Source organism: Pseudonocardia lutea, from assembly GCF_042658055.1.
Classification (GTDB): domain Bacteria; phylum Actinomycetota; class Actinomycetes; order Mycobacteriales; family Pseudonocardiaceae; genus Pseudonocardia; species Pseudonocardia lutea.
On the sequence record NZ_JBHSQK010000046.1, the window covers coordinates 1 to 22,273 of the forward strand.

A 22,273-nucleotide genomic window follows, 5' to 3' on the forward strand; every position below is an offset into this window, starting at 1 on the left:
GCGGTGGCCCGCGCGGCCGGGCTGCTCGCCGTCGGGGCGGGGCTGCGCCGCGACCGGCCGCTGCTGCGCCGGGTCGGCGTGGCCTTCGTCGCACTCGCCGCCGCGCACGCGGTCCGGTCGTCGGGGACCGCGGTCGTCGTGCCCGTCGCGCTGACCCTCGCCGCCACCGCTGCGCTCCTCGCCGCCGCGGTGCCGTTCCTCTTCAGCGCGGTGCGCGGGTTGTGGGAGCAACGGGAGGCCTACCGGGTGGAGGCGGAACGGCTGCGCGCCGCCCTCCGCTGCGCCGAAACCCCGTCCGGCTCGCCTCCCGCACCGCGGTCGGCGCAGGAGGTCGATGCTCCCGGCAGGTCGGTGGATGCCTCCTCGGTGGGCGCGTCCGGCGGGTCGGTGGGCGCGTCCGGCAGGTCGGCGGATGCTCCCTCGACGGGCGCTACCGGCAGGTGGGCGGGCGCTTCCGGCGGGACGGTAGGCGCTTCCGGAACGTCGGTGCGCGCCCCCGGCACGTCGGTGGATGCTGCTGACGCGACGGGGCGGGCTCGCGGCGGGCCGGGCGGTGCGTGCGAGACCGGCGATGCGTGCGGGGGCCCGGCCGAGGCCGAGGTGTTGGCTCTCGCCGAGGCCGTCGACGAGCGCCGACCGGCGGCCCGCGGGCCGCTGCGCCTCGTGGCGCCGCCGCCGCGCGACGGATCTTCCCCGGCGCCGGAGGGGCCGCCGGGGAGGGCGCACCAGGCTCGGCAGCGCAGCTCCTGACCCGGGCCTTCCGCCGGTTGCCGGACAGTCGCTTCCGCCATGATCGTCGTTCGTGGCCCTGGCCGATCGAGAATCGACCGCTCCGGTCCCGGATTGATGATCTTCGACTCGCGCCCGTCCGATGGGCTCACCGTGATCGCCGTTGCGGACCATTGGCGGCCGTCCGCGGCCGAGGTGGGTCCGGAGTGCTGATCATGGTGGAGCTGTGTCCGGGTCTCCTGCGCTGATCGCCGTTGCGGACCGTTGGCGGCCGTCCGTGGCCGAGGCGGGTCCGGAGTGCTGATCATGGTGGAGCTGTGTCCGGGTCTCCTGTGCTGATCGCCGTTGCGGAACGTTGGCGGCCGTCCGTGGCCGAGGCGGGTCCGGAGTGCTGATCATGGTGGAGCTGTGTCCGGGTCTCCTGTGCTGATCGTCGTTGCGGACCGTTGGCGGCCGTCCGTGGCCGAGGCGGGTCCGGAGTGCTGATCATGGTGGAGCTGTGTCCGGGTCTCCTGTGCTGATCGTCGTTGCGGAACGTTGGCGGCCGTCCGTGGCCGAGGCGGGTCCGGAGTGCTGATCATGGTGGAGCTGTGTCCGGGTCTCCTGTGCTGATCGTCGTTGCGGACCGTTGGCGGCCGTCCGTGGCCGAGGCGGGTCCGGAGTGCTGATCATGGTGGAGCTGTGGCCGGGTCTCCTGTGCTGATCGTCGTTGCGGAACGTTGGCGGCCGTCCGCGGCCGGGATGGGTCCGGAGCGGTGATCTCCGGGCTCCTCCTGCGCGGCCTGTTGCCCGGGTGTCAGGTGGGTGGGGCGGAGCTGCTGGGTCGGGGGAGCCTTCGGGGACCGCGGCGGGGGCGCTGGTGTCGGCCGGCGGGGGTGGCGTGGTGGTCGTCGAGGGCGGGGTGGGAACCGGAGTCGTGGTGGTCGGGGCGGGTGAGGTGGTGGTCGTCGGGTCGGCCGCCCCCTCGGCACCCGCCCCGAGGCAGCCGGTGGTGGTGTCCGAGGCGTCGGTGGTGCACCGGGCACCGTCGGGCCCGCCGTCGAGGACGTCCGCACCTGCACCGCCGTCGAGCGTGTCGACCCCGGCGCCGCCGTAGAGGCGGTCGTTCCCCGCCTCGCCGGAGAGCCGGTCGGCGCCCGGCCCGCCGACGAGCACGTCGCCGCCCGAACCACCGGACACGACGTCGTCGCCGTCGCCCCCCGTCACGCAGTCGCCGCCCGCGGAGCCGACGACCGTGTCCGCCGCCGCGGAGCCGACGACCAGGAAGGGCCCGGCGCTCCCCGGCCGGTCGCGCGCGGCGTCGAAGCTCGGCCGATCCGCCGTCAGCGTGATCTTCTCGGCGAAGGAGGCGGCGGTCGTCCCGGCCGCGGCGCACTCCGCCGGGACGTCGGTCGCCGCGACGGGCGTGCCCGTCGGCGCGGTGGTGGTCGTGGGTGCGGCCGTGATCGTCGGCACCGTGACGACGGCGAGCGACCGCGGCGTCGACGACGGGCTCGTCGCGACGCCGAGCGTGCCCGTCACGGCGTCGGAGAAGCCCGGGCCCGCGGTGCCGTTGGCGCGCACGAGCAGCGGGACGCCCTGGTCCTTCCTCGGGTTCGCGCCGCTCAGCACGCCGAAGGAGGCCGAGGTGGCGAAGGAGGTGGTGCTGCCCGCGGCGACCGAGCTCGACAGCGTGACCTCCCCGCCGTTGAGCAGGGTGCAGTAGTCCACGGTGGTGCCCGCGAAGGACATGCTGATACCGGTGGCCCCGGACGCCCGTGACCACGCCTTGGTCGAGGTCGAGTACGTGCAGAAGGCCGACGAGTACGTGGCCGCCGGCCTGGCCTGCAGCGTCAGCCGCGCGGGCGTGGTGCCGGTGTAGACCACCGTCAGCGTGGCCGACGAGGTACCGCCGAGGAGACCGCCGGTGTAGCTCAGTGCCGGCGCCCGCGACGAGGTGCCGATCACGACGGTCGCCGCGCCGACGGTGCCCGGCGACGCTTCGACGTCCGTGTAGCGGGCGTAGGTGCCGCTACCGCCCGACAGGGCACCCGTGGCGGTGACGACCGCCGCCACGAGCGCCCCGGCGATCACTCGGCGTCGCATCGAATCCTCGAACGGAGCAGGGAAACGGGGTCCTGGCTCACCGGTACGGCTGCGCGGCCATTTCGGAGAATGCTCAGGACTGGACCAGATTGAACGTGGAGTTCAGCGAGACCGTGTCGCCCTGCACCTTGTTGTTCGGATTCGACTCCGCCGTGGTGGAGTTGTCGTTCGGCAGGGTGAATCGCAGCGTGTACGTCACCGTCTGCCCACCGTCGATCTTGAGCGAGCCGCTGCCCGGGAGCGGGGCGCCGGCGAAGCTCGCGAGCGAGGCAGGTGCGGTGGGGGTGCTCGACACCGGCGACGACACCACGGTCACCTGCATCTGGTCCTGCAGGTTGCCGTTCGGGTTGCACGCGGTCGTGCCCTCCGCGGTGCGCTCGGGCTCGGTGCAGGTGCCGTCACCGCCGGTCGAGGTCATCGCGGTGCTGAGCGTTCCCGCGATGGTCCCGGCGTTCTTCAGGGTGAAGGTGTAATCCTGGCTGAACCCGGGGGCGATGTTCGACGCGGTGAACAGCGTGCTCGTGGTGCCACCCGACCCCACCTCCAGGTCCAGCGTCCCCGCGGTCTGCGTGCCGCCCGGTCCGGTCTCGGTGTCCGTGAAGGCGGCGTACGTCCCCGCCCCGATCGCGGCGGCGGCGACCACCAGCGCGACGAGCCCGACGATCAGGCCCGCCTTCTTCCGGGAGTTCTTCCTGTCATCGGGCTGAACGACCATGCTGATGCTCCGGGGAGTGGATTTCGGAGGGAGCCGCGGAAGGGAGGAATGCATTGCGGCGGGCCCCGAGTATCGGCACGTCGCGGAGAGCCCGGCAATTTCGGTTCGAACCGCCATTCGATCGGGTGGTATTCGGTCGGGTCCGCCCGGCGGCTGGGTACGACTCGTGGGGAACGACTGCACCGGGAGGACGGGATGGGCACGCACACGCGCACGGGGGACGTCGACCGGGAGACGGCTCGGCTTGCCACGCGACCGCGGCACGTGCACCCGCTCCGCCGGGTCCTCACCCTGGTGTTCGGCTTGGTCGTGCTCGCCGTGGTGGCGCTCGCGGCGCTGGTCGCGCTCGTCCCGGCCGCGGTGGGCGGGCACTCGCTGAGCGTCCTGTCGGGGTCGATGGAGCCCACCCTGCCCGTCGGGTCGGTCGCGGTGCTCAAGCCCGTCGACACCGCGCAGGTCAAGCCGGGCGACGTCCTGAACTTCACCGACCGCGACGCCGCGACCGGGCAGTCCCGGATCGTCACGCACCGCGTGGTGGAGATCCTGCCGGGGCCCGAGTTCGTCACCAAGGGCGACGCCAACCGCACGAACGACCCACAGCCCGTCGCGGCCGCGGACGTCCACGGCGTCCTCTGGTACGACGTCCCCTACGTCGGGGGCCTGCGCGACCGGCTCGTCGGCCCCGCCGGTCTCGCGATCGCCGGCGGCCTCGTCCTCCTGGCCCTCGCGCTCGCCCTCCTCGTGCCCACGCACGCGAAGGAGCGGTGAGCGGCGCTCAGCCCTCCAACGCCTCCCGCACCGCGAGGAGCTTGGCGGCGGCCTCGCGGACCTCGGTGTCGGGGTCGGAGTCGGCGACGATGCCGCAGCCAGCGTAGAGCCGGGCGACCGGGCCGTCGAGCTGGGCGCAGCGCAACGCGACGCCGAGCTCCCCGCCGCCGTCGGCGCCGATCCAGCCGACCGGGCCGGCGTAGCGGCCGCGGTCCATGCCCTCCAGGGCGGCGATCAGTGCGACGGCCTCCTCGCGCGGGGTGCCGCCGACCGCGGCGGTCGGGTGCACGGCGCCGGCGAGGCGCAGCAGGGAGGCGTCGCCGCGGACCCGGCCGCGGACGTCCGTGGCCAGGTGGGAGACGTTGTGCAGCGCGAGCACCGTCGGCTCCGCGGGGACCTCGAGGGTGCGGCAGAAGGGGCGCAGCCGGTCGGCCAGCGAGTCGACCGCGTACGCGTGTTCCACCCGGTTCTTCTCCGAGCTCAGCGAGCCTTCGCCGGGCCACACCGTGCCGGCCAGCACCCGTGACTCGACCACCGGGCCGCGCTTGCGCAGCAGCAGCTCCGGCGTGGCGCCCACCAGCCCGTCGACGGCGAAGGCCCAGCAGGTGGGGTAGCGCTCGGCCAGCCCGTGCAGCAGGTGCCGGGGATCGTGCGGCGCGTCGTCCACGGCGAGCAGGTCGTGGGCGAGCGCGGCCTTGTCCAGCTCGCCCGCCCTCATCCGCCGGACGGCCTCGGCCACGGCGGCGCGGTAGCCCGCGACGGGCAGGTCGCCGTCGGCGTAGCGGAGCCGGCCGCTCGGGCGCACGGGCTCGGCCGCGGTCATCGGGTGCGGGTCGCCGAACTCGGTGACCCACGCGCGCACGCCCCGCATCCCGACCACGACCCGCGGCACCACCAGCACCGATCCTGGCGAGCGGTCGGCGAAGGTCAGCGACGCGAAGGCGACGGCACCGGTGCCGGGCAGGCCCACCTCGTCGACGACGTCGAGCTCGCCGAGCAGCCGGCGCCACCAGGCGTCGGCCTCGGCGAACCGCCCCGCGCCGCGGCCGGTGAACCGCGCGACCTCGCCCCAGCCGACCAGGCCCTCGCCGCCACGGACCCAGGACAGGGCACCCCGGGCCTCCGGCAGCAGCGACAGCAGGCCGCCGGCGGGCGGGTCCACCTCACGGGTCCGGACCTCCAGACCGGTGGGCAGCGCAGCGGTCGTCACGTACCCGAGCGTAGGCACCGCCGCCGGTCGGCGCCCGTCCCCGGCGGGGAGGCGGTAACCACACTCCTAGACTCCCCGCATGGCCGGAGGCGTGGCGGGCGAGGTGTTCGTCGAGGCCGGGCGCACGGCCCGGACCGTCGGCCGCGCCCTCCGGCGGGGTCTGCCGTCGATCCTCGTCGGGCTCGCCGTGGTGGCCACGTTCCTGGCGGTGGTCGGCTTCACGGGGGCGGTGGCGGACGACGTCGCCATCAGCCGCAACCGCGCCACGGCCACCGCGGAGGTGCTGGACGGCTCCACCTTCGCCCGCACGCTCGTGCGCTTCCCGGTGCCGGACGGGCAGCTGCTCGTGCCCGAGCGGGGCGTCTACCACCCGCGCGGCCTGCAGCCCGGCACCACCGTGGTCGTCGAGTACGACCGCGCCGATCCGGACCTGGTCCGGGTGGCCGGGCGCACCGCGCTCTCCGGCCTGCCGCTGACGATCGGGTTCGTCGCCCTCGCCTGGGCGGTGTTCGGCGGGGCGGCGGTGTTCGCGCGGCGGCGCCGTCAGGCCGCCCACCACGAGTAGACCTGCTCGACGACGGCGGGCACCGCCACCAGCAGCCCGCCGGCCGGCATCGGGTCGGGTCCCCCGGCCCGGTCGACGACCACGGCGCCGGCCTCCAGCGCCAGGCAGAGGGCACCGGCGACGTCCCACTCGTGGTAGTCGTCGATCACCGCGGCGACCGCGCGGCCCAGTGCCACCTGCGTGATCGCCAGCGCGGTCGAGCCCAGCACCCGCAGACCCGTGTGGTGCGCGGCCGCCCGCTCGGCGAACCCGGGCGAGGGCGACTCGGCGCAGACCAGCGCACCGACCGCGGTCGTGCGGGTCGCGGCCCGCACCGGCGCGCCGTTGGCCCGCACACCCCGGCCCCGCGCCGCCGCGTAGATCTGCGCCCGGCTCGGGTCGGCCACGACCCCGACGACCGGGCCGTCGCCGTCGACCAGACCGAGGCTGTAGGCGCACCAGGGGAAGCCGGCGACGTAGTTGGCCGTGCCGTCGACCGGGTCGACGATCCAGCGGTAGGCCGAGCCGGCGGCCGTCGCGTCGGCGCCGTACTCCTCGCCCACCACCGGGATGCCCGGGAACTCGGCGGCGAGGACGCGGCGGGTGTGCCGCTCGAGGGTGCGGTCGGTGTCGGTGACCCAGTCGAAGGGGTCCGCCTTGGCCTCGGACCCGGGCGCGCGGCCGGCGGTCGCGGCGATCACCTCCGCGGCATCGTTGGCGAGCCGGCCCGCGACCTCGAGGGCGCGGGAGAGCAGCCCGGGATCCACCGGGGCGGGGGTGCGGGTGAGGACCGTCATGCCGCCGAGAGTCCGCGAGCGGGGTATCGCCGCGGCGTCCCGCCGGTGACGCCCCGGGGTGGGCCCGCGTGAACTCTCGCGCTGTTGGCCGGACGTTCCCCCGCAGGTCACGTGCCCGACGGCGGGTGGCGCGGCGGACGCGAAAGCGTGCCGCCGTGCGTGTCGCGATCGTGTCCGAGTGCTTCCTGCCCGTGGTCAACGGCGTCACGAACTCGGTGCTGCGGGTGCTCGAGCACCTGCGCGACGCCGGGCACGAGGTCCTCGTCGTCGCCCCCGGCGCCGACGAGCCGGACTCCCACGACGGCGTCCCGGTCGTGCGGGTGCCGGCGCTGGAGCTGCCGGTGGTGAGCTCGATGCCGGTCGGGGTGCCCAGCCGGCGGATCGTGAAGGCCCTGCGCGCCTTCCGGCCCGACGTCGTGCACCTGGCCGCGCCCTTCGTCGTCGGCGCCCGGGGGCTGTGGGCGGCCCGGCGCCTCGGGATCCCGACGGTCGCGGTCTACCAGACCGACGTCGCCGGGTTCGCGTCGTCGTACGGGCTTGGGCTGACGGCCCGCGCCGCCTGGCGGTGGACCTGCCGGCTGCACGCGCAGGCCGACCGGACGCTGGCGCCGTCGAGCTGGGCGACCGAGGCGCTGCGCGAGCGCGGGGTGCCGCGGGTGCACCAGTGGGCCCGGGGCGTGGACACCCGCCGGTTCACCCCCGCCCGCCGCTCGGCCGCGGTGCGGGAGCGGCTGGCGCCGGAGGGCGAGCTGCTGGTCGGCTACGTCGGCCGGCTCGCCCCGGAGAAGCAGGTGGAACGGCTGGCGGCCCTCGGTGGCATGCCCGGTGTCCGGCTCGTGGTGGTCGGGGCCGGGCCCAGCGAGGAGCGGCTGCGGACCGCGCTGCCGGGGGCGGCCTTCCTCGGCTTCCGGGGCGGCGACGAGCTGGCCGAGCTCTACGCCTCCCTCGACGTCTTCGTCCACACCGGACCCGCCGAGACCTTCTGCCAGGCCGTGCAGGAGGCGCTGGCCTCCGGGCTCCCCGTCGTCGCGCCCGACGCCGGGGGCCCGCGCGACCTGGTCCTGCCCGGCCGGACCGGCTACCTCGTCCCGCCCCTGCCCGACGACGACGCGGGCCGGCCCGCCGCCGACGTCGCCCTGCGCGCCGCGGTCGACCGGCTCCGCGACCCCGGTCTGCGGGCCGGGTTCGGCGCCGCCGCCCGCCGCTCGGTCCTGCGTCGCACCTGGTCCACGGTGTGCGACGAGCTGGTGGGCCACTACCGGGAGGTCTCGACCGGGATCGTGCAGCGGCAGGCCGCCTGACGTGCGGATCGTCCAGCTCGCCAACTTCTACGGGCCGCGCTCGGGCGGCCTGCGCACCGCGCTCGACGCCCTCGGCACCGGCTACGCCGCCCGCGGACACGAGGTCGTGCTGGTCGTGCCCGGACCGCGCGCGGAGGACCGGAGGTTGCCCGGCGGCGCCCGCCGGATCACGATCCCGGCGCCCCGGATCCCGGCGACGGGCGGGTACCGGGCCGTCGACCCGTGGCGCGTGCAACGGCTGCTCGATCACCTGCGGCCGGACGCCCTCGAGGTCTCCGACCGCCTCACCCTGCGCGGGCTGGGGGCCTGGGCCGCGCGCCGCGGCATCCCGAGCGTGGTGATCTCGCACGAGCGGCTCGACCGGCTGCTGCACCAGTTCCTGCTGCCCGAGGGGGCGGCCCGGCGGGTCGCCGACCTCGCCAACGCGCGGATGGCCGCGGCCTACGACACGGTCGTCTGCACCACGGGATTCGCCCGGGCGGAGTTCGACCGGATCGGGGCGCGCAACGTCCGGCAGGTCCCGCTCGGCGTCGACCTCACGACCTTCTCGCCGCACCGGCACGACCGCGCACTGCGGGCCCGGCTCGGGGGCGGGGCCGACGCGCTGCTCGTCCACTGCGGACGACTGTCGCCGGAGAAGCACCCGGAGCGCAGCGTGGACACGGTGGCCGCGCTGTGCGACGCGGGCCACCGGGTGCGCCTGGTCGTGGCCGGCGACGGGCCGCGTCGGCCCGCCCTGGAGCGGGGGGCGGCCGGGCTGCCCGTGTCCTTCCTCGGGTTCGTGCCGGACCGCGCCCGGTTGGCGACCCTGCTGGCGTCGGCCGACGTCTCGCTCGCGCCGGGCCCGCACGAGACCTTCGGGCTCTCCGCACTGGAGTCGCTGGCCAGCGGGACACCGGTCGTGGTCTCGCGGTCCTCCGCGCTGCCCGAGATCGTCGGCGACCCCGGGGCCGAGGACTCGCCGGAGGACTTCGCCCGCGGCGTCACGACCCTGCTCGCCGCCGACGAACCCACCCGCCGCGCCGCCGCCCGCACCCGCGCCGAGGGGTACAGCTGGCCCGCCTCCGTCGACGGGCTGCTGTCCCTCCTCACCCCGTGAGCGCCCTCCTCGCCCCGTGAGCGGCCGGTGCCACCCGTGCCCCGGGCTCCGTCGGAGACGCGACCGGGGGGTGCGCCCTCGGCCGGTGCTCAGGTCGGGACGAGCGTGCGCGCGACGATCGAGGCCGCCTCGGCGACCGTCGGGGCGGCGTCCGTCCCGGGATCGGCGGGAGCGGTGTAGACCGCGATCACCAGCGGGGCACGGCCGGGCGGCCGGACGACGGCGACGTCGTTGACCTCGCCCTGCGCGCCCGCGCCGGTCTTGTCGCCGACCACCCAGTCCGTGGGCAGTCCTGCCTTGATCCGGGTGGCGCCGGTGGTGTTCGCCCGGAGCCAGCCGACGAGCAGGTCGCGGCCCTCCGGGTCGAGAGTGTCGCCGAGTGCCAGGCCGCGCAGGTTCTCGGCCATCTGCGCGGGGGTGGAGGTGTCGCGCTCGTCGCCGGGCGCGGTGCGGTTGAGCTCGGGTTCGGTGCGGTCCTGCCGCGTGACGGGGTCGCCGATCGACCGCGCGAAGGCCGTGACCGCCGCCGGCCCGCCGAGCACGCCGAGCAGCAGGTTCATCGCCGTGTTGTCGCTCAGCGTCATCGCGGCGCGGCAGAGCTCCGAGACGGTCATCGAGGTGTGCCGCTGCGTCTCCGGCGAGTTCACGACGAGCTGGTCCGGCGTGTACGCGATCTCCCGGTCGAGCAGGCCGGGTTGCTCGGTGCGCAGCCGCAGGATCGCGGCGGCGGCCAGCAGCTTCGACGTCGAGCACATCAGGAACCGCTCGTCGGCGCGGTGCCGGACGGCCGCACCCGAGCCGGTGTCGAGGGCGGCCACCCCGAGCCGCCCGCCGAACCGTCGTTCGAGTTCGGCGAGGGCCGGGTCGTCGGCGGGCGTGGTCGGCGACAGCGGGGCGGGCGCGGTCGTGGGCGCCTGGACGGTCGGCGAGGGCCCCGCGCACCCGGCCACGACCGCGCCGACACCGGCCAGCAGCACGGCCCGCCGCGAGAAGAGCGTGTCGATCACATGACGCACCGTAGCCAACTCGGGCGGTCGCGGGCTCCGTAGTGTCACGGATGTCCGGGCGCCCGGCCCGGGCGAGGCTGATCGCATGAGCGAGGGAATCCCGGGGCGGACCGTCGTGGTCGAGCCCACCGGCGAGCACGCGACGATCGACACCGCCCTGGCCCGCGACGCGATCGCCGGCCTCCTCGACACCGACCCCGAGGTCCGGCGGCGGGTGGCGGAACTGGTCGAGCTCGAGCCCGAGCGCGTCGCTCCGCCCGTGCTGTACGCGCTGTCCGAGGTCCTGCTCGACCAGGGCCGGCCCGCCGACGCCGCCTTCTGGTTCTACGCCGGGCAGCTCCGCGCCCGGTTCGACGCCCGCCGCTGCACGGACCCCACCGCGGCGGCCGCCGTCGACGCCCTGAACGAGCGGTTCGGGGGCCCGATCGACCGCTTCGCCTTCACGGACCCGGACCGGCTGCGACGCACGGTGATCCGCGCGGTCGCGTGGGACCGCCGCACGCCCCGTCACTACGACCACCGCTGGATCGCGCTGCACGGGATGAGCGCCTACCTCGGCTCGGACGGCCCGCTCTCGGTGCCGGCGGAGGAGTGGGAGGCCCTCGCCGCCCGCACCCGGGCCGAGTACCTCGAGGGCCTCCGCACCGCCCTCCGAAACATCCCCCACCCCCGCTGACCCGCCCGCCGCCCCCGCCGTCCGGCGCCGGGTTTGAACCTCCCGACTCGCGGAGCTTGGGCTCTCGCGAGTCGGGGGTTCTGGCCCCGTGAGTCGGGGGTTCTGGCGCCGCGAGTCGCGAGTTCTGGCCCCGCGAGTCGGGAGTTCTGGCAGCGCGGGCCGGCAGTTCGGCCAGCGCGTATCGGGAGCCGGCGGGCTCCTCGGCCGGGGGACGCGCCGGTCGGGCGGGGCCGTAGGGTTCCCGGTGTGGGCAGGGCCGAGCTCGACAAGGACCCGCACGACGTCGCGGCGATGTTCGACGGCGTCGCGCGGCGGTACGACCTCACCAACACCGTCCTCACCGCCGGGCAGGACCGGCGCTGGCGGCGGCTGACGCGGGAGGCCCTCGAGCTGCGGCCCGGGCAGCGGGTGCTCGACCTCGCCGCCGGCACCGCGGTGTCGACCGTCGAGCTGGCGAAGTCGGGCGCCTGGACCGTGGCCGCCGACTTCTCGCTCGGCATGCTGCGGGCCGGTGCGCAACGTCAGGTGCCCAAGGTCGCCGCCGACGCCCTGCACCTACCCTTCGCCGACGGCTCCTTCGACGCCGTCACGATCAGCTTCGGCCTGCGCAACGTCGCCGACACCGCGCGCGCCCTCGCCGAGCTCGCCCGCGTCACCCGGCCCGGCGGGCGGCTCGTGGTGTGCGAGTTCGGCACCCCGACCTGGGCGCCGTACCGCATCGTCTACCAGGACCTCGTCCTGCGCCGGGTGCTCCCGGCGATCGCGCGCCGGGTCGCGTCGAACCCCGAGGCCTACACCTACCTGAGCGACTCGATCCTCGACTGGCACACCCAGCGCCGGCTCGCCGAGATCATCGCGGGCGCGGGCTGGTCCCGCGTCGCCTGGCGCGACCTCGCGGGCGGAGCGGTCGCCCTGCACCGCGCCACCAAGCCCGCCTGACCCCGACCCGGGCAGACGCTCTGCCTCGAGTCGCGCGGCACATCCCGAAGGGCGCGGCACATCCGCAGTGGCCGGGCCGCACACGCGCCGGAACCGCCGCACATCCTGTCGACAGGGTGTACCGCACCGGAAAGGGTGTGCCGCACCGGAGCTGGTCCGCCGCACCGGGAACGAGGTGGCGAGCGGATGCAGAGGCGAGGACGCGGAGCGCAGGAGCCCACCGCGGTGAGCACGGCTAGCACAACGACGCGACGACGCGACGACGCGACGACGCGACGACGCGATCGCGGAGTTCGGCCCCGCCGTCGCCGGCGTGCCGGGCACCGCGAGCGCCGCCCTCGACCGGCTCCCACAACCGTTCAGGCCGTGCACACCCCGTCTACGGGTTGTGCGGCGGACCGGTGCGGTGTGGCGGGTGGCGCGGGCGGTTGTGTCGGGCCCGGGTGGTTGTGTCCTCGAGCCGGAGCGGTCGTCCCGCCTTGCCGCGCGCGGCGTCTCGAGCGCGGTGACCGCGAGCGCCGCCCTCGACCGGCTCCCACACCCGTTCGGGCCGCCCGCACCCGGTCGACGGGGTGTGGGACGAACCGAAGCGGTGTGACAGGACGCGCCGGCGGTTGTGTCGGGCCCGAGCGGTTGTGCCGGACCCGAACTCCCACACCTCCGGAGCGCCGTGAGCCGATCTTCCCGCCGATCACTTTGCGGATCCGGCCCCGATCGGTCGGGGGTGCCTGGACATCCTCCCGAACTTCGTGAAACAGTTCACAAGAACCTCGTGAACCAGTTCACAAGGAGCGGAATGCAGGCGCCCGAGCCCACCACCACCGGCGCCGCGGCCCCGCCGGCCGCGGGCGTACCGGGCGCTGCCCCGATGACGGCCGGACCGGCAGGAACCGCCCGGACCGCCGCCCCCTCGCCGACCGCCGGTACGGCGCAGACCGCCCCGACAGCCGCGAGCTCAACCCGGACGGCCCCCACCGCCGGCACAGTGCGGCCGTGCCCGACGACCGCGAGCACAGCGCGGCCGGCCTCGACGGCCGCGAGCACAGCGCGGCCGGCCCCGACAGCCGCGAGCACACCGCGGCCGGCCCCGACAGCCCCGAGCACACCGCGGACGGAGGCGACGACCGCGAGCACGGCTCGACCGGCCCCGACCGCCGACGCGGACGTGATCGTCGTGGGCGCCGGCCCGGCCGGCTCGACCGCGGCGACCCACCTGGCCCGGGCCGGGCTGGACGTGCTGTTGCTGGAGAAGGCGACCTTCCCGCGCCCCAAGGTGTGCGGCGACGGCTTCACCCCGCGCGGGATGAAGCAGATCATCGACCTGGGCATCGACTGCTCCGAGGACAACGGCTGGCTGCACAACCGCGGCCTGCGGGTCGTGGCCGGCGGGGTGAGCATGGACCTGCCCTGGCCCACGCTCGCGACCTTCCCCGACTTCGGCGCCGTCCGCCCCCGCCAGGACTTCGACGAGCTGCTGGTCCGGCACGCGGAGCGGCAGGGCGCCCGGCTGCGCGAGGCGACGACGGTGACCGCCGCGCTCACCGACGAGCGGACCGGCCGGGTCGTCGGCGTCGAGGGGCACGAGGGCCCGGAGAAGCGGCCGGTGTCGTACCGTGCGCCGCTGACCCTGGCCTGCGACGGCGTCTCGGCACGGGTCGCGCTCTCGCTGGGCATGGCCAAGGACGACCGCCGGCCCCTCGGGGTCGCCGTCCGGCGCTACTACACGAGCCCCCGCACGCACGACGACCACCTCGAGACCCACCTCGAGATCTGGGACCGGGCCGACCCGGAGCACCCGCGGCTGCTGCCCGGCTACGGCTGGATCTTCGGGATGGGCGACGGCACGTCGAACGTCGGGCTCGGCGTCCTGTCCACCGACCGCAAGGGCGGCTCCTGGGACTACCGGGCGCTGCTGCGGTCCTGGCTGGACGGCCTGCCCGAGGAGTGGGGCTACCGGGAGGACAACGCCGTCGGCGGCATCGGCGGCGCCGCGCTGCCGATGGGCTTCAACCGGACCCCGCACGCCCGCCCAGGCCTGCTGCTCGTCGGCGACGCCGGGGGCATGGTCAACCCGCTCAACGGCGAGGGCATCGCCTACGCGATGGAGTCGGCCACGGTGGCCGCCCGGTGCGCGGTGCAGGCCCTCGCCCGGTCCGGCGACTCCCGGGAGGCCGCGCTGGCCGCGTACCCGCGGGAGATCAGCCGGGCGCTCGGCCGCTACTACCGGCTCGGCACCGTCGCCGCCCGGCTGATCGGCGACCCGCGGGTCATGCGGGTCGCCACCCGGCACGGCCTGCCGCGCCGTTCGGTCATGCAGGCCCTGCTGAAGCTGCTGGCCAACCTCTACGACGACCCGTCGACCGCGCGGAACCGGAAGGAGGGGGAGTGGAGCGACCGCATCCTCGGCGCGTTGACCAGGCTCACCCCGGCCCTCTGAGAGCCCGGGGACCGGACGGCGGCCCGCCCCGGTAAGGCGGGCCTGACCGTCCCGGCGTGACCCCGCACACGTAGGGTCGCGCCGCGGACCGGCCGGGTCACCACCGCCACGCAAAGACCAGTCGGCAGTGCAGACAACGAAGGTGCACGATGCTCGATCCCTATCTCGCGTTGTTCCTGATGTTCGTCCTCGCGGGAGCGTTCGCGCTGTTCTCGGTGACGGCCGCGCCGTACGTCGGGCCGCGCCGCTACAACCGCGCCAAGCTGGACTCCTACGAGTGCGGGATCGAGCCCTCGCCGAAGCCCGTGGTGGGCGCGGGCCGGATGCCGGTCGCCTACTACCTCACGGCGATGCTGTTCATCCTCTTCGACATCGAGATGGTCTTCCTCTACCCGTTCGCGGTGAACGCGGACGCGCTCGGCCTGTTCGGCCTGGTGGAGATCGTCCTGTTCATCGTCACCGTGGGCTTCGCGTACGCGTACGTGTGGCGCCGCGGCGGCCTCGACTGGAACTAGGGGGTCCGCGATGGGACTCGAGGAGCACCTGCCCAGCGGGGTCCTGCTGACCAGCGTGGAGAAGCTGGTCAACTGGACCCGCAAGTCGTCGCTCTGGCCCGCCACCTTCGGCCTGGCGTGCTGCGCGATCGAGATGATGACGACGGGCGCGCCCCGCTACGACCTGGCCCGCTTCGGCATGGAGGTCTTCCGGGCCTCGCCGCGGCAGGCCGACCTGATGATCGTGGCCGGCCGCGTGAGCAACAAGATGGCACCGGTCCTGCGGCAGATCTACGACCAGATGCCCGAGCCGCGCTGGGTGCTGGCGATGGGCGTGTGCGCCAGCTCCGGCGGCATGTTCAACAACTACGCGATCGTGCAGGGCGTCGACCACGTCGTGCCGGTGGACATGTACCTCCCCGGCTGCCCACCGCGCCCGGAGATGCTCATGGACGCGATCCTCAAGATCCACGCGAAGATCATGGACGAGCCGCTCGGCAGCAAGCGGGCCGCCGAGCTCGCGGCGAGCGGGCACAAGACCGAGCTCGTCCCGTCGTCGATCAAGTACGCGAAGAAGAAGTGACCCGATGACGGAACCCACGGGAACGTCCAAGGACGACCAGGAACCCACCGGCGGGAAGCAGTCCTCCGCCGAGGAGAGCGGGGCCGCGCTCGCCGAGCAGCGGGCCCGCGGCGGTGAGCCGCCGCGCGAGGGCGAGGTCGAGCAGAGCACCGACGGCGCGGCCGACACCTCCCCGGAGGGCGGCACCCGGCTCGCCCCCACCCGCGAGCGCCGCGGCATGTTCGGCGTCCGCGGCACCGGCGACACCTCCGGCTTCGGCGGGCTCACGCTGCCCGGCTACGCCCCGGCGCCGGCCGAGCGGCCCTACGGTGGCTGGTTCGACGAGCTGGCCGACGCGTTCGGCGAGGCCCTCGACGGCCGCGGGATCGCGCGGTCGGCGGTCCGGCAGATCACGATCGACCGCGGGGAGATCACGTTCTACGTGGAGCGCGAGCGGATCGTCGAGCTCTGCCGCACGCTGCGGGACGACCCGGCGCTGCGCTTCGAGCTCTGCTCGAGCGTGTCCGGCGTGGACTACACCGCGCCCGCCGGCACGGGCGCGCCGCCGGTGCGCCAGCCGCTGCACGTCGTCTACCACCTGCTGTCGATGACCTACCGCCGGCGCATCCGGCTCGAGGTCGCGCTCGACGTCGCCGACCCGCACGTGCCCAGCGTCGTCGAGGTCTACCCGACGGCGGACTGGCACGAGCGCGAGACCTGGGACATGTTCGGCGTGGTCTTCGACGGCCACCCCGCGCTGACCCGGATCCTCATGCCGGACGACTGGGAGGGCCACCCGCAGCGCAAGGACTACCCGCTGGGCGGGATCCCCGTGGAGTACAAGGGCGCCGAGATACCGCCGCCCGACGAGCGGAGGGCCTACTCATGAGCAGCACCGACTTCTCCGGCGACCCGTACGCGGAGTCCCGCGAGACCACCGAGGGCACCGTCTACACGGTCACCGGCGGCGACTGGGACTCGTTGCTGGACAGCGTGTCCGCCGACGAGCACGACGACCGCATCGTGATCAACATGGGTCCGCAGCACCCGTCGACGCACGGCGTGCTGCGGCTCGTGCTGGAGCTCGAGGGCGAGACCGTGACGCAGGCCCGGTCGGTGATCGGCTACCTGCACACCGGTATCGAGAAGAACTGCGAGTACCGGAACTGGACCCAGGGCGTCACGTTCGTGACGCGCATGGACTACCTGGCCCCGCTGTTCAACGAGGCCGCCTACTGCCTCGGCGTGGAGAAGCTGCTCGAGGTCGAGGCCCCGCGCCGGGCGCAGCTGATCCGCGTGCTGCTCATGGAGATCAACCGGATCGGCTCGCACCTGGTGTGCCTGGCCACCGGCGGCATGGAGCTGGGCGCGCTCACCGGCATGACCGCGGGCTTCCGCGAGCGCGAGGAGGTCCTGCACCTGCTCGAGTACCTGACCGGGCTGCGCATGAACCACGCGTTCATCCGGCCCGGCGGGCTCGCCCAGGACCTCCCGGAGGACTGGAAGGAGAAGGTCACCGATTTCGTCAAGGTGATGAAATCGCGCCTTCCCGACTACGACAAGCTGCTCACCGGGCAGCCGATCTGGCGGCAGCGCCTCGAGGGCGTCGGGTACCTGCCGGTCGACGGCTGCCTGGCGCTCGGCGCCACCGGCCCGATCCTGCGCAGTGCGGGCCTGCCCTGGGACCAGCGCAAGGTGGAGCCGTACTCCTGCTACGAGGAGTTCGAGTTCGAGGTCCCGACGGCGACCGAGGCGGACTGCTACGCCCGCTACCGGCTGCGGGTGGCCGAGATCCACGAGTCGCTGAAGATCATCGAGCAGGCCGTGGCGAAGATCGAGCCGGGCCCGGTGATGGTCGAGGACCGCAAGATCGCGTGGCCCGCGCAGCTGTCCCTCGGCAGCGACGGCATGGGCAACTCGCTCGAGCACGTCCGGAAGATCATGGGCCAGTCCATGGAGTCCCTGATCCACCACTTCAAGCTGGTCACCGAGGGCTTCCACGTCCCGCCGGGGCAGGTGTACTCGTGCGTCGAGTCGCCGCGCGGCGAGCTGGGCTACCACCTCGTGTCCGACGGCGGGACCAGGCCGGTGCGGGTCCACGTCCGGGACCCCAGCTTCGTGAACCTGCAGACGATGCCGGCGATGAGCGAGGGCGGCATGGTCGCCGACGTCATCGCGGCCGTCGCGAGCATCGACCCCGTCATGGGAGGTGTGGACCGTTGAGACCGTCCACGGAGCGCAGCGGAGTGGCGCGATGACACTGCCGGAGGGGACTCCCGAGAAGCTGTCCGGGCCGGAGGCGCCCGCCGAGCGGACCTGGTCGGCGCAGCCCGACCAGCACCCCGTCTCGCCGACCTTCGACGAGCTGACCCGGCAGCGGGCGAAGGAGATCATCGCCCGCTACCCGGTCGCGCGCTCCGCGCTGCTTCCGCTGCTGCACCTCGTGCAGTCGGTGGAGGGGTACGTCAGCCAGGACGGCATCCGCTTCTGCGCCGAGCAGCTGGAGCTGACGACCGCCGAGGTCAGCGCGGTGGCGACCTTCTACACGATGTACAAGCGCACCCCGTGCGGCGAGCACCTGGTGAGCGTCTGCACGAACACGCTGTGCGCGGCGCTCGGCGGCGACGCGATCTACCGCAGCCTGTCCGAGGCGCTCGGCACCCCGGACCGTCCCCTCGCCCACGAGGAGACGGCCGGCGAGCCCGGCACCCCCGGCTCGATCACCCTCGAGCACGCCGAGTGCCTCGCGGCCTGTGACCTCGCCCCCGTGCTGCAGGTCAACTACGAGTACTACGACAACCAGACCCCGGAGTCCGCCGTCGCGCTCGTCGAGGCGCTGCGCCGCGGCGAGAAGCCGCCGCCGACCCGCGGCGCGCCGCTCACGGACCTGCGCACCGTCGAGCTCGAGCTGGCCGGCTTCACGGACGACGAGACGGTCGCCGCGGCGGCCGTCGCCGGCCCGTCGGCCGCGCCGGAGTCCCTGCGCGGCACCGCCCTGGCCGCCGAGCGCGGCTGGGCCGCCCCCGCGCTGCCCGACGAGCCCCCGGCCCTGCCGCCTCTCCCGGAGAAGTGAGATGAGCGCACCCGAGACGATTCCGGACACCCTCACCCCGGTCCTCACCCGCCGGTGGTCCGAGGAGCGGTCCTGGACCCTGGAGACCTACGAGCGGACCGGGGGCTACCGGGCGCTGCGCACCGCGCTGCAGGCCCACCCGGACCAGCTGATCACGCTGGTGAAGGACTCCGGCCTGCGCGGCCGCGGCGGCGCCGGTTTCCCGACGGGCATGAAGTGGTCCTTCATCCCGCAGGGCGCCGAGGGCCCGGGCGCCAAGCCGAAGTACCTGGTGGTCAACGCCGACGAGGGCGAGCCGGGGACCTGCAAGGACATCCCGACGATGATGGCGGACCCGCACTCGCTCATCGAGGGCTGCATCATCACCAGCTACGCGATCCGCGCGAACTTCTGCGCGATCTACGTGCGCGGGGAGGCGCTGCACCCGATCCGCCGGGTCCGCGCCGCGGTGGCCGAGGCCTACGCCAAGGGCTACCTGGGCAAGGACGTGCTCGGCTCCGGGTTCGACCTGGACATCGTGGTGCACGCCGGCGCGGGTGCCTACATCTGCGGCGAGGAGACGGCGCTGCTCGACTCGCTCGAGGGGCGGCGTGGTCAACCGAGGCTCAAGCCGCCCTTCCCGGCGACGGCCGGGCTGTACGCGTCGCCCACCGTGGTCAACAACGTGGAGACCATCGCGTCGGTGCCGTTCATCGTGGCCGGCGGCTCGGACTGGTTCCGCACCATGGGGTCGGAGAAGTCGCCGGGCCCGAAGATCTACTCGGTGTCCGGGCACGTCGAGCGGCCCGGGCAGTACGAGGCCCCGATGGGCATCACGCTGCGCACGCTGCTGGAGCTGGCCGGCGGGATGAAGGACGGCATCCCGCTCAAGTTCTGGACCCCCGGCGGCAGCTCCACCCCGATGTTCACCGCCGAGCACCTGGACGTCCCCCTGGACTTCGAGGGCGCGGCCGGCGCCGGCTCCATGCTCGGGACCACGGCGGTGCAGGTCTTCAACGAGACCGTCTCGGTGCCGTGGGCGGTCATGAAGTGGACCGAGTTCTACAAGCACGAGAGCTGCGGCAAGTGCACGCCGTGCCGGGAGGGCACCTACTGGCTGGTGCAGATCCTGGAGCGGATGGTGCACGGCGAGGGCACCGAGTCCGACGTCGAGACCATGCTCGACGTCTGCGACAACATCCTCGGCCGCTCCTTCTGCGCGCTGGGCGACGGGGCCACGAGCCCGATCACCAGCGGGATCAAGTACTTCCGCCAGGAGTTCCTGGACCTGATCGCCCGGCAGCCCGCGGTCGCGCGGCCGAACCAGCTGGCGGACGTGGAGCTCGCGGAACGGACCACGAGCACGAACCTGAGCGGAGCCCCCGCATGACACTCGCTCCCGAGAACGAGAAGGCCCCCGTGCCCGAGGGCCACGTGCGGCTGACCATCGACGGCATCGAGGTCGACGCGCCCAAGGGCGAGATCCTCATCCGCACCTGCGAGCGGCTGGGGATCATCGTCCCGCGGTTCTGCGACCACCCGCTGCTCGACCCGGCCGGCGCCTGCCGGCAGTGCCTGGTCGAGGTGGAGATGGGCGGGCGGCCGATGCCCAAACCGCAGGCCAGCTGCACCATGACCGTCGCCGACGGGATGGTGGTGAAGACCCAGCACACCTCGCCGGTGGCCGACAAGGCCCAGCAGGGCGTGATGGAGCTGCTGCTCATCAACCACCCGCTGGACTGCCCGGTCTGCGACAAGGGCGGCGAGTGCCCGCTGCAGAACCAGGCGATGTCCAGCGGCCGCACGGACTCGCGGTTCGTCGAGACCAAGCGGACCTTCCCCAAGCCGCTGCCGATCAGCACCCAGGTGCTGCTCGACCGCGAGCGCTGCGTGCTCTGCCAGCGCTGCACCCGCTTCTCCGAGCAGATCGCCGGCGACCCGTTCATCGACCTGCTCGAGCGCGGCGCCGACCAGCAGATCGGCACCGCCGAGGACAAGCCCTTCCAGAGCTACTTCTCCGGCAACACCATCCAGATCTGCCCGGTCGGCGCGCTGACCAGTGCGGCCTACCGGTTCCGCTCGCGGCCGTTCGACCTGCGCTCCACCCCGAGCGTCTGCGAGCACTGCAGCTCCGGCTGCGCGCAGCGCAACGACTCCCGGCGCGGCACGGTCATGCGCCGGCTCGCGGGCAACGACCCCGAGGTCAACGAGGAGTGGAACTGCGACAAGGGCCGGTTCGCCTTCCGGTACCTGCAGTCCAAGGAGCGGATCACCCGGCCGCTGGTGCGCGACGCGTCGGGCCAGCTCGCCGAGGCCTCGTGGACCGAGGCGCTGCGGGTCGCGGCCGAGGGCCTGCTGGCCGCGCGGGCGCGGCGGGGGATCGGCGTGCTGGCCGGCGGCCGGCTGACCGTCGAGGACGCCTACGCCTACGCCAAGTTCGCCCGGGTCGCGGCCGGCACCCACGACGTCGACTTCCGGGCCCGTCCGCACAGCGCCGAGGAGCTGGAGTTCCTCACCACCACGCTGGGGACCACCCCGGAGACCGGCGTCGGCTTCGCCGCGGTCGAGGCCGCGCCGAGCGTGCTCGCGGTCGGGCTGGACCTCGAGGAGGAGGCCGGCATCGTCTTCCTCCGCATCCGCAAGGCCGTCCGCAAGCGCGGACAGAAGGTCTTCCAGCTCGGCCAGTGGACCACCGCGGGGGCCCGCAAGACCAAGGCCACGCTCGTCCGGTCCGTGCCGGGTGCGGAGGCCGCGGTGCTGCGCGAGCTCATGGCCGCCACGGACGACGCCGGCAGGCAGCTGGTCGACGCCCTGTCCGCACCGGGCGCGGTGATCCTCGTCGGTGACCGCGCCGCCGAGGTGCCCGGCCTGTACTCCGCGGTCGCGGCGCTGGCCACCCGGACCGGCGCGAAGGTCGCCTGGATCCCGCGCCGGGCCGGCGACCGGGGAGCGCTGGAGGCCGGGGTCGTCCCGACCCTGCTGCCCGGCGGCCGCCCCGTCACCGACGCGGCGGCCCGCGCCGAGGTCGAGCGGGCGTGGGGGCTCCCGGAGGGGTCGCTGCCCGCCACGCCGGGCCGCAGCACGGACGAGATCGTGGCCGCGGCCGCGACCGGCGAGCTGTCCGCGCTGGTGGTCGGCGGGGTGGACCCGCACGACCTGGCCGACCCGGCCGCCGCGCTCGCGGCGCTCGAGAAGGTCGGGTTCCTGGTCAGCCTGGAGCTGCACGCCTCGGCGGTGACCGAGCGCGCCGACGTGGTGCTCCCGGTGGCGCCCGACGCCCAGCGCGAGGGCAGCTACCTCAACTGGGAGGGCCGGCTCCGCCCGTTCGGCGTCACCCTCGACGCCGCCGGGGTGCTGCCGGACTGCCGGGTGCTCGACACCCTGGCCGTGGAGATGGACGCGGACCTGTTCACCCAGACCCCGGCGGCCGCGGCGGGCGACCTCGAGCGGCTCGGCCGGTACACCGGCACCGCCGCCGCCCCGACGGTCGAGCCCGGTCCGACGCCGCGCCCGGCCCAGGTCGGGCAGGCCGTGCTGGCGACCTGGCGGCAGCTGGTCGACGAGGGCTCGCTGCTGGTCGACGAGCCGGCGCTGGCGGGCACCGCCCGCCCGCCGCGGGTGCGCACCAACGCGGCCACCGCCGAGCGGCTCGGGCTCGTCGAGGGCGACGCGGCCGGGGTCGCCACCGACCGCGGCGCGATCACCCTGCCGGTCGAGCTGGCGGACCTGCCCGACGGCGTGGTCTGGCTCCCGGCCAACTCGCCCGGCTCCGCGGTGCGCAGCACCCTCGGCGTCGGGCACGGCGCGCTGGTCCGGGTCGCCCCGGCCGGCCCTGCAGGAGGTGCGCGGTGAACCCCG

20 protein-coding genes and 1 pseudogene are annotated in these 22,273 nt (G+C 74.6%); 15 read left to right on the forward strand and 6 right to left on the reverse strand.

Features of this window, described 5'->3' with window-relative positions; translation table 11 throughout:
- A pseudogene (locus tag ACFQH9_RS18870) lies at positions 1-750 on the forward strand (hypothetical protein); the annotation flags it as partial.
- 465 nt (positions 751-1,215) lie between these two features.
- On the opposite strand, the gene ACFQH9_RS18875 reads toward ACFQH9_RS18870, so the two are convergent.
- Both ACFQH9_RS18875 and ACFQH9_RS18880 read right to left on the reverse strand, forming a co-directional pair.
- Complete coding sequence (locus ACFQH9_RS18875; protein WP_379567469.1) at positions 1,216-2,814, reverse strand: hypothetical protein; 1,599 nt, start codon at positions 2,812-2,814, stop codon at positions 1,216-1,218.
- 73 nt (positions 2,815-2,887) lie between these two features.
- Complete coding sequence (locus ACFQH9_RS18880; protein WP_379567470.1) at positions 2,888-3,529, reverse strand: TasA family protein; 642 nt, start codon at positions 3,527-3,529, stop codon at positions 2,888-2,890.
- 195 nt (positions 3,530-3,724) lie between these two features.
- On the opposite strand from ACFQH9_RS18880, the gene ACFQH9_RS18885 reads away from it, so the two are divergent.
- Entirely contained in the window at positions 3,725-4,297 is a 573-nt protein-coding gene (locus ACFQH9_RS18885; RefSeq protein ID WP_379567471.1) for a signal peptidase I, read from the forward strand.
- A gap of 7 nt (positions 4,298-4,304) precedes the next feature.
- Here ACFQH9_RS18885 and ACFQH9_RS18890 read toward each other — a convergent pair whose 3' ends face one another.
- Positions 4,305-5,507 carry an isochorismate synthase gene (locus tag ACFQH9_RS18890; RefSeq protein WP_379567472.1) on the reverse strand — a complete coding sequence of 401 codons (1,203 nt, stop codon included), beginning with the start codon at positions 5,505-5,507 and terminating at the stop codon, positions 4,305-4,307.
- 79 nt (positions 5,508-5,586) lie between these two features.
- Here ACFQH9_RS18890 and ACFQH9_RS18895 point away from each other — a divergent pair, with 79 nt between their 5' ends.
- Positions 5,587-6,072: a DUF3592 domain-containing protein gene (locus ACFQH9_RS18895; protein ID WP_379567473.1), complete on the forward strand. Its 486-nt coding sequence runs from the start codon at positions 5,587-5,589 to the stop codon at positions 6,070-6,072.
- On the opposite strand, the gene ACFQH9_RS18900 is transcribed toward ACFQH9_RS18895, so the two are convergent.
- Positions 6,051-6,848, reverse strand: a complete 798-nt coding sequence (locus tag ACFQH9_RS18900; protein WP_379567474.1) for an inositol monophosphatase family protein — start codon at positions 6,846-6,848, stop codon at positions 6,051-6,053. The two genes, ACFQH9_RS18895 and ACFQH9_RS18900, sit on opposite strands and share 22 nt — an antisense overlap.
- Before the next feature lie 155 nt (positions 6,849-7,003).
- On the opposite strand from ACFQH9_RS18900, the gene ACFQH9_RS18905 reads away from it, so the two are divergent.
- A complete protein-coding gene (locus tag ACFQH9_RS18905) occupies positions 7,004-8,149 on the forward strand; it encodes a glycosyltransferase family 4 protein (protein WP_379567475.1) in 1,146 nt (381 codons plus the stop codon).
- A 1-nt stretch (position 8,150) separates the two neighbouring features.
- On the forward strand, positions 8,151-9,248 hold the full coding sequence (locus tag ACFQH9_RS18910) for a glycosyltransferase (protein WP_379567476.1): 1,098 nt from the start codon (positions 8,151-8,153) through the stop codon (positions 9,246-9,248).
- 89 nt (positions 9,249-9,337) lie between these two features.
- On the opposite strand, the gene bla is transcribed toward ACFQH9_RS18910, so the two are convergent.
- Positions 9,338-10,252 (reverse strand): class A beta-lactamase, encoded by a 915-nt coding sequence (bla, locus tag ACFQH9_RS18915; protein ID WP_379567506.1) that lies wholly within the window; start codon positions 10,250-10,252, stop codon positions 9,338-9,340.
- Positions 10,253-10,340: 88 nt separating this feature from the next.
- On the opposite strand from bla, the gene ACFQH9_RS18920 reads away from it, so the two are divergent.
- A complete protein-coding gene (locus ACFQH9_RS18920; protein ID WP_379567477.1) occupies positions 10,341-10,931 on the forward strand; it encodes a hypothetical protein in 591 nt (196 codons plus the stop codon).
- A 246-nt stretch (positions 10,932-11,177) separates the two neighbouring features.
- Positions 11,178-11,870 carry a demethylmenaquinone methyltransferase gene (locus ACFQH9_RS18925; protein ID WP_379567478.1) on the forward strand — a complete coding sequence of 231 codons (693 nt, stop codon included), beginning with the start codon at positions 11,178-11,180 and terminating at the stop codon, positions 11,868-11,870.
- Positions 11,871-12,629: 759 nt separating this feature from the next.
- Here ACFQH9_RS18925 and ACFQH9_RS18930 read toward each other — a convergent pair.
- Positions 12,630-13,004 carry a hypothetical protein gene (locus ACFQH9_RS18930; RefSeq protein ID WP_379567479.1) on the reverse strand — a complete coding sequence of 125 codons (375 nt, stop codon included), beginning with the start codon at positions 13,002-13,004 and terminating at the stop codon, positions 12,630-12,632.
- A gap of 31 nt (positions 13,005-13,035) precedes the next feature.
- Between ACFQH9_RS18930 and ACFQH9_RS18935 the strand changes: the two genes are divergently transcribed.
- The 8 genes from ACFQH9_RS18935 to ACFQH9_RS18970 all read left to right on the forward strand — a co-directional run bounded on the left by ACFQH9_RS18935 (position 13,036) and on the right by ACFQH9_RS18970 (position 22,267).
- The gene (locus ACFQH9_RS18935; RefSeq protein WP_379567480.1) at positions 13,036-14,307 is read left to right on the forward strand and encodes a geranylgeranyl reductase family protein; all 1,272 of its coding nucleotides are present in this window, start codon (positions 13,036-13,038) and stop codon (positions 14,305-14,307) included.
- Between the two features lie 149 nt (positions 14,308-14,456).
- Positions 14,457-14,822: an NADH-quinone oxidoreductase subunit A gene (locus ACFQH9_RS18940; RefSeq protein WP_037053122.1), complete on the forward strand. Its 366-nt coding sequence runs from the start codon at positions 14,457-14,459 to the stop codon at positions 14,820-14,822.
- A 10-nt stretch (positions 14,823-14,832) separates the two neighbouring features.
- The gene (locus ACFQH9_RS18945; protein WP_379567481.1) at positions 14,833-15,384 is read left to right on the forward strand and encodes a NuoB/complex I 20 kDa subunit family protein; all 552 of its coding nucleotides are present in this window, start codon (positions 14,833-14,835) and stop codon (positions 15,382-15,384) included.
- 4 nt (positions 15,385-15,388) lie between these two features.
- Positions 15,389-16,252, forward strand: a complete 864-nt coding sequence (locus ACFQH9_RS18950) for an NADH-quinone oxidoreductase subunit C (protein ID WP_379567482.1) — start codon at positions 15,389-15,391, stop codon at positions 16,250-16,252.
- Positions 16,249-17,586: an NADH-quinone oxidoreductase subunit D gene (locus ACFQH9_RS18955; RefSeq protein WP_379567483.1), complete on the forward strand. Its 1,338-nt coding sequence runs from the start codon at positions 16,249-16,251 to the stop codon at positions 17,584-17,586. Before ACFQH9_RS18950 ends, ACFQH9_RS18955 begins: the two co-directional genes overlap by 4 nt.
- A gap of 31 nt (positions 17,587-17,617) precedes the next feature.
- Positions 17,618-18,436: an NADH-quinone oxidoreductase subunit NuoE gene (gene nuoE / locus ACFQH9_RS18960; protein WP_379567484.1), complete on the forward strand. Its 819-nt coding sequence runs from the start codon at positions 17,618-17,620 to the stop codon at positions 18,434-18,436.
- Between the two features lies 1 nt (position 18,437).
- Positions 18,438-19,805: an NADH-quinone oxidoreductase subunit NuoF gene (gene nuoF, locus ACFQH9_RS18965; protein WP_379567485.1), complete on the forward strand. Its 1,368-nt coding sequence runs from the start codon at positions 18,438-18,440 to the stop codon at positions 19,803-19,805.
- Positions 19,802-22,267 (forward strand): NADH-quinone oxidoreductase subunit G, encoded by a 2,466-nt coding sequence (locus ACFQH9_RS18970; protein WP_379567486.1) that lies wholly within the window; start codon positions 19,802-19,804, stop codon positions 22,265-22,267. The genes nuoF and ACFQH9_RS18970 overlap by 4 nt, the downstream gene beginning before the upstream one ends.
- Positions 22,268-22,273: the final 6 nt, after the last annotated feature.

Excerpts from the sequence above, each read along its gene's own strand:
- ACFQH9_RS18885 (WP_379567471.1), top strand. The coding sequence starts at position 3,725 with ATGGGCACGCACACGCGCACGGGGGACGTCGACCGGGAGACGGCTCGG.
- ACFQH9_RS18955 (WP_379567483.1), top strand. The coding sequence starts at position 16,249 with ATGAGCAGCACCGACTTCTCCGGCGACCCGTACGCGGAGTCCCGCGAG.
- nuoF (WP_379567485.1), top strand. The coding sequence starts at position 18,438 with ATGAGCGCACCCGAGACGATTCCGGACACCCTCACCCCGGTCCTCACC.
- ACFQH9_RS18950 (WP_379567482.1), top strand. The coding sequence starts at position 15,389 with ATGACGGAACCCACGGGAACGTCCAAGGACGACCAGGAACCCACCGGC.
- ACFQH9_RS18880 (WP_379567470.1), bottom strand. The coding sequence starts at position 3,529 with ATGGTCGTTCAGCCCGATGACAGGAAGAACTCCCGGAAGAAGGCGGGC.
- ACFQH9_RS18945 (WP_379567481.1), top strand. The coding sequence starts at position 14,833 with ATGGGACTCGAGGAGCACCTGCCCAGCGGGGTCCTGCTGACCAGCGTG.
- ACFQH9_RS18895 (WP_379567473.1), top strand. The coding sequence starts at position 5,587 with ATGGCCGGAGGCGTGGCGGGCGAGGTGTTCGTCGAGGCCGGGCGCACG.
- ACFQH9_RS18940 (WP_037053122.1), top strand. The coding sequence starts at position 14,457 with ATGCTCGATCCCTATCTCGCGTTGTTCCTGATGTTCGTCCTCGCGGGA.
- ACFQH9_RS18875 (WP_379567469.1), bottom strand. The coding sequence starts at position 2,814 with ATGCGACGCCGAGTGATCGCCGGGGCGCTCGTGGCGGCGGTCGTCACC.
- ACFQH9_RS18900 (WP_379567474.1), bottom strand. The coding sequence starts at position 6,848 with ATGACGGTCCTCACCCGCACCCCCGCCCCGGTGGATCCCGGGCTGCTC.
- ACFQH9_RS18970 (WP_379567486.1), top strand. The coding sequence starts at position 19,802 with ATGACACTCGCTCCCGAGAACGAGAAGGCCCCCGTGCCCGAGGGCCAC.
- ACFQH9_RS18920 (WP_379567477.1), top strand. The coding sequence starts at position 10,341 with ATGAGCGAGGGAATCCCGGGGCGGACCGTCGTGGTCGAGCCCACCGGC.
- nuoE (WP_379567484.1), top strand. The coding sequence starts at position 17,618 with ATGACACTGCCGGAGGGGACTCCCGAGAAGCTGTCCGGGCCGGAGGCG.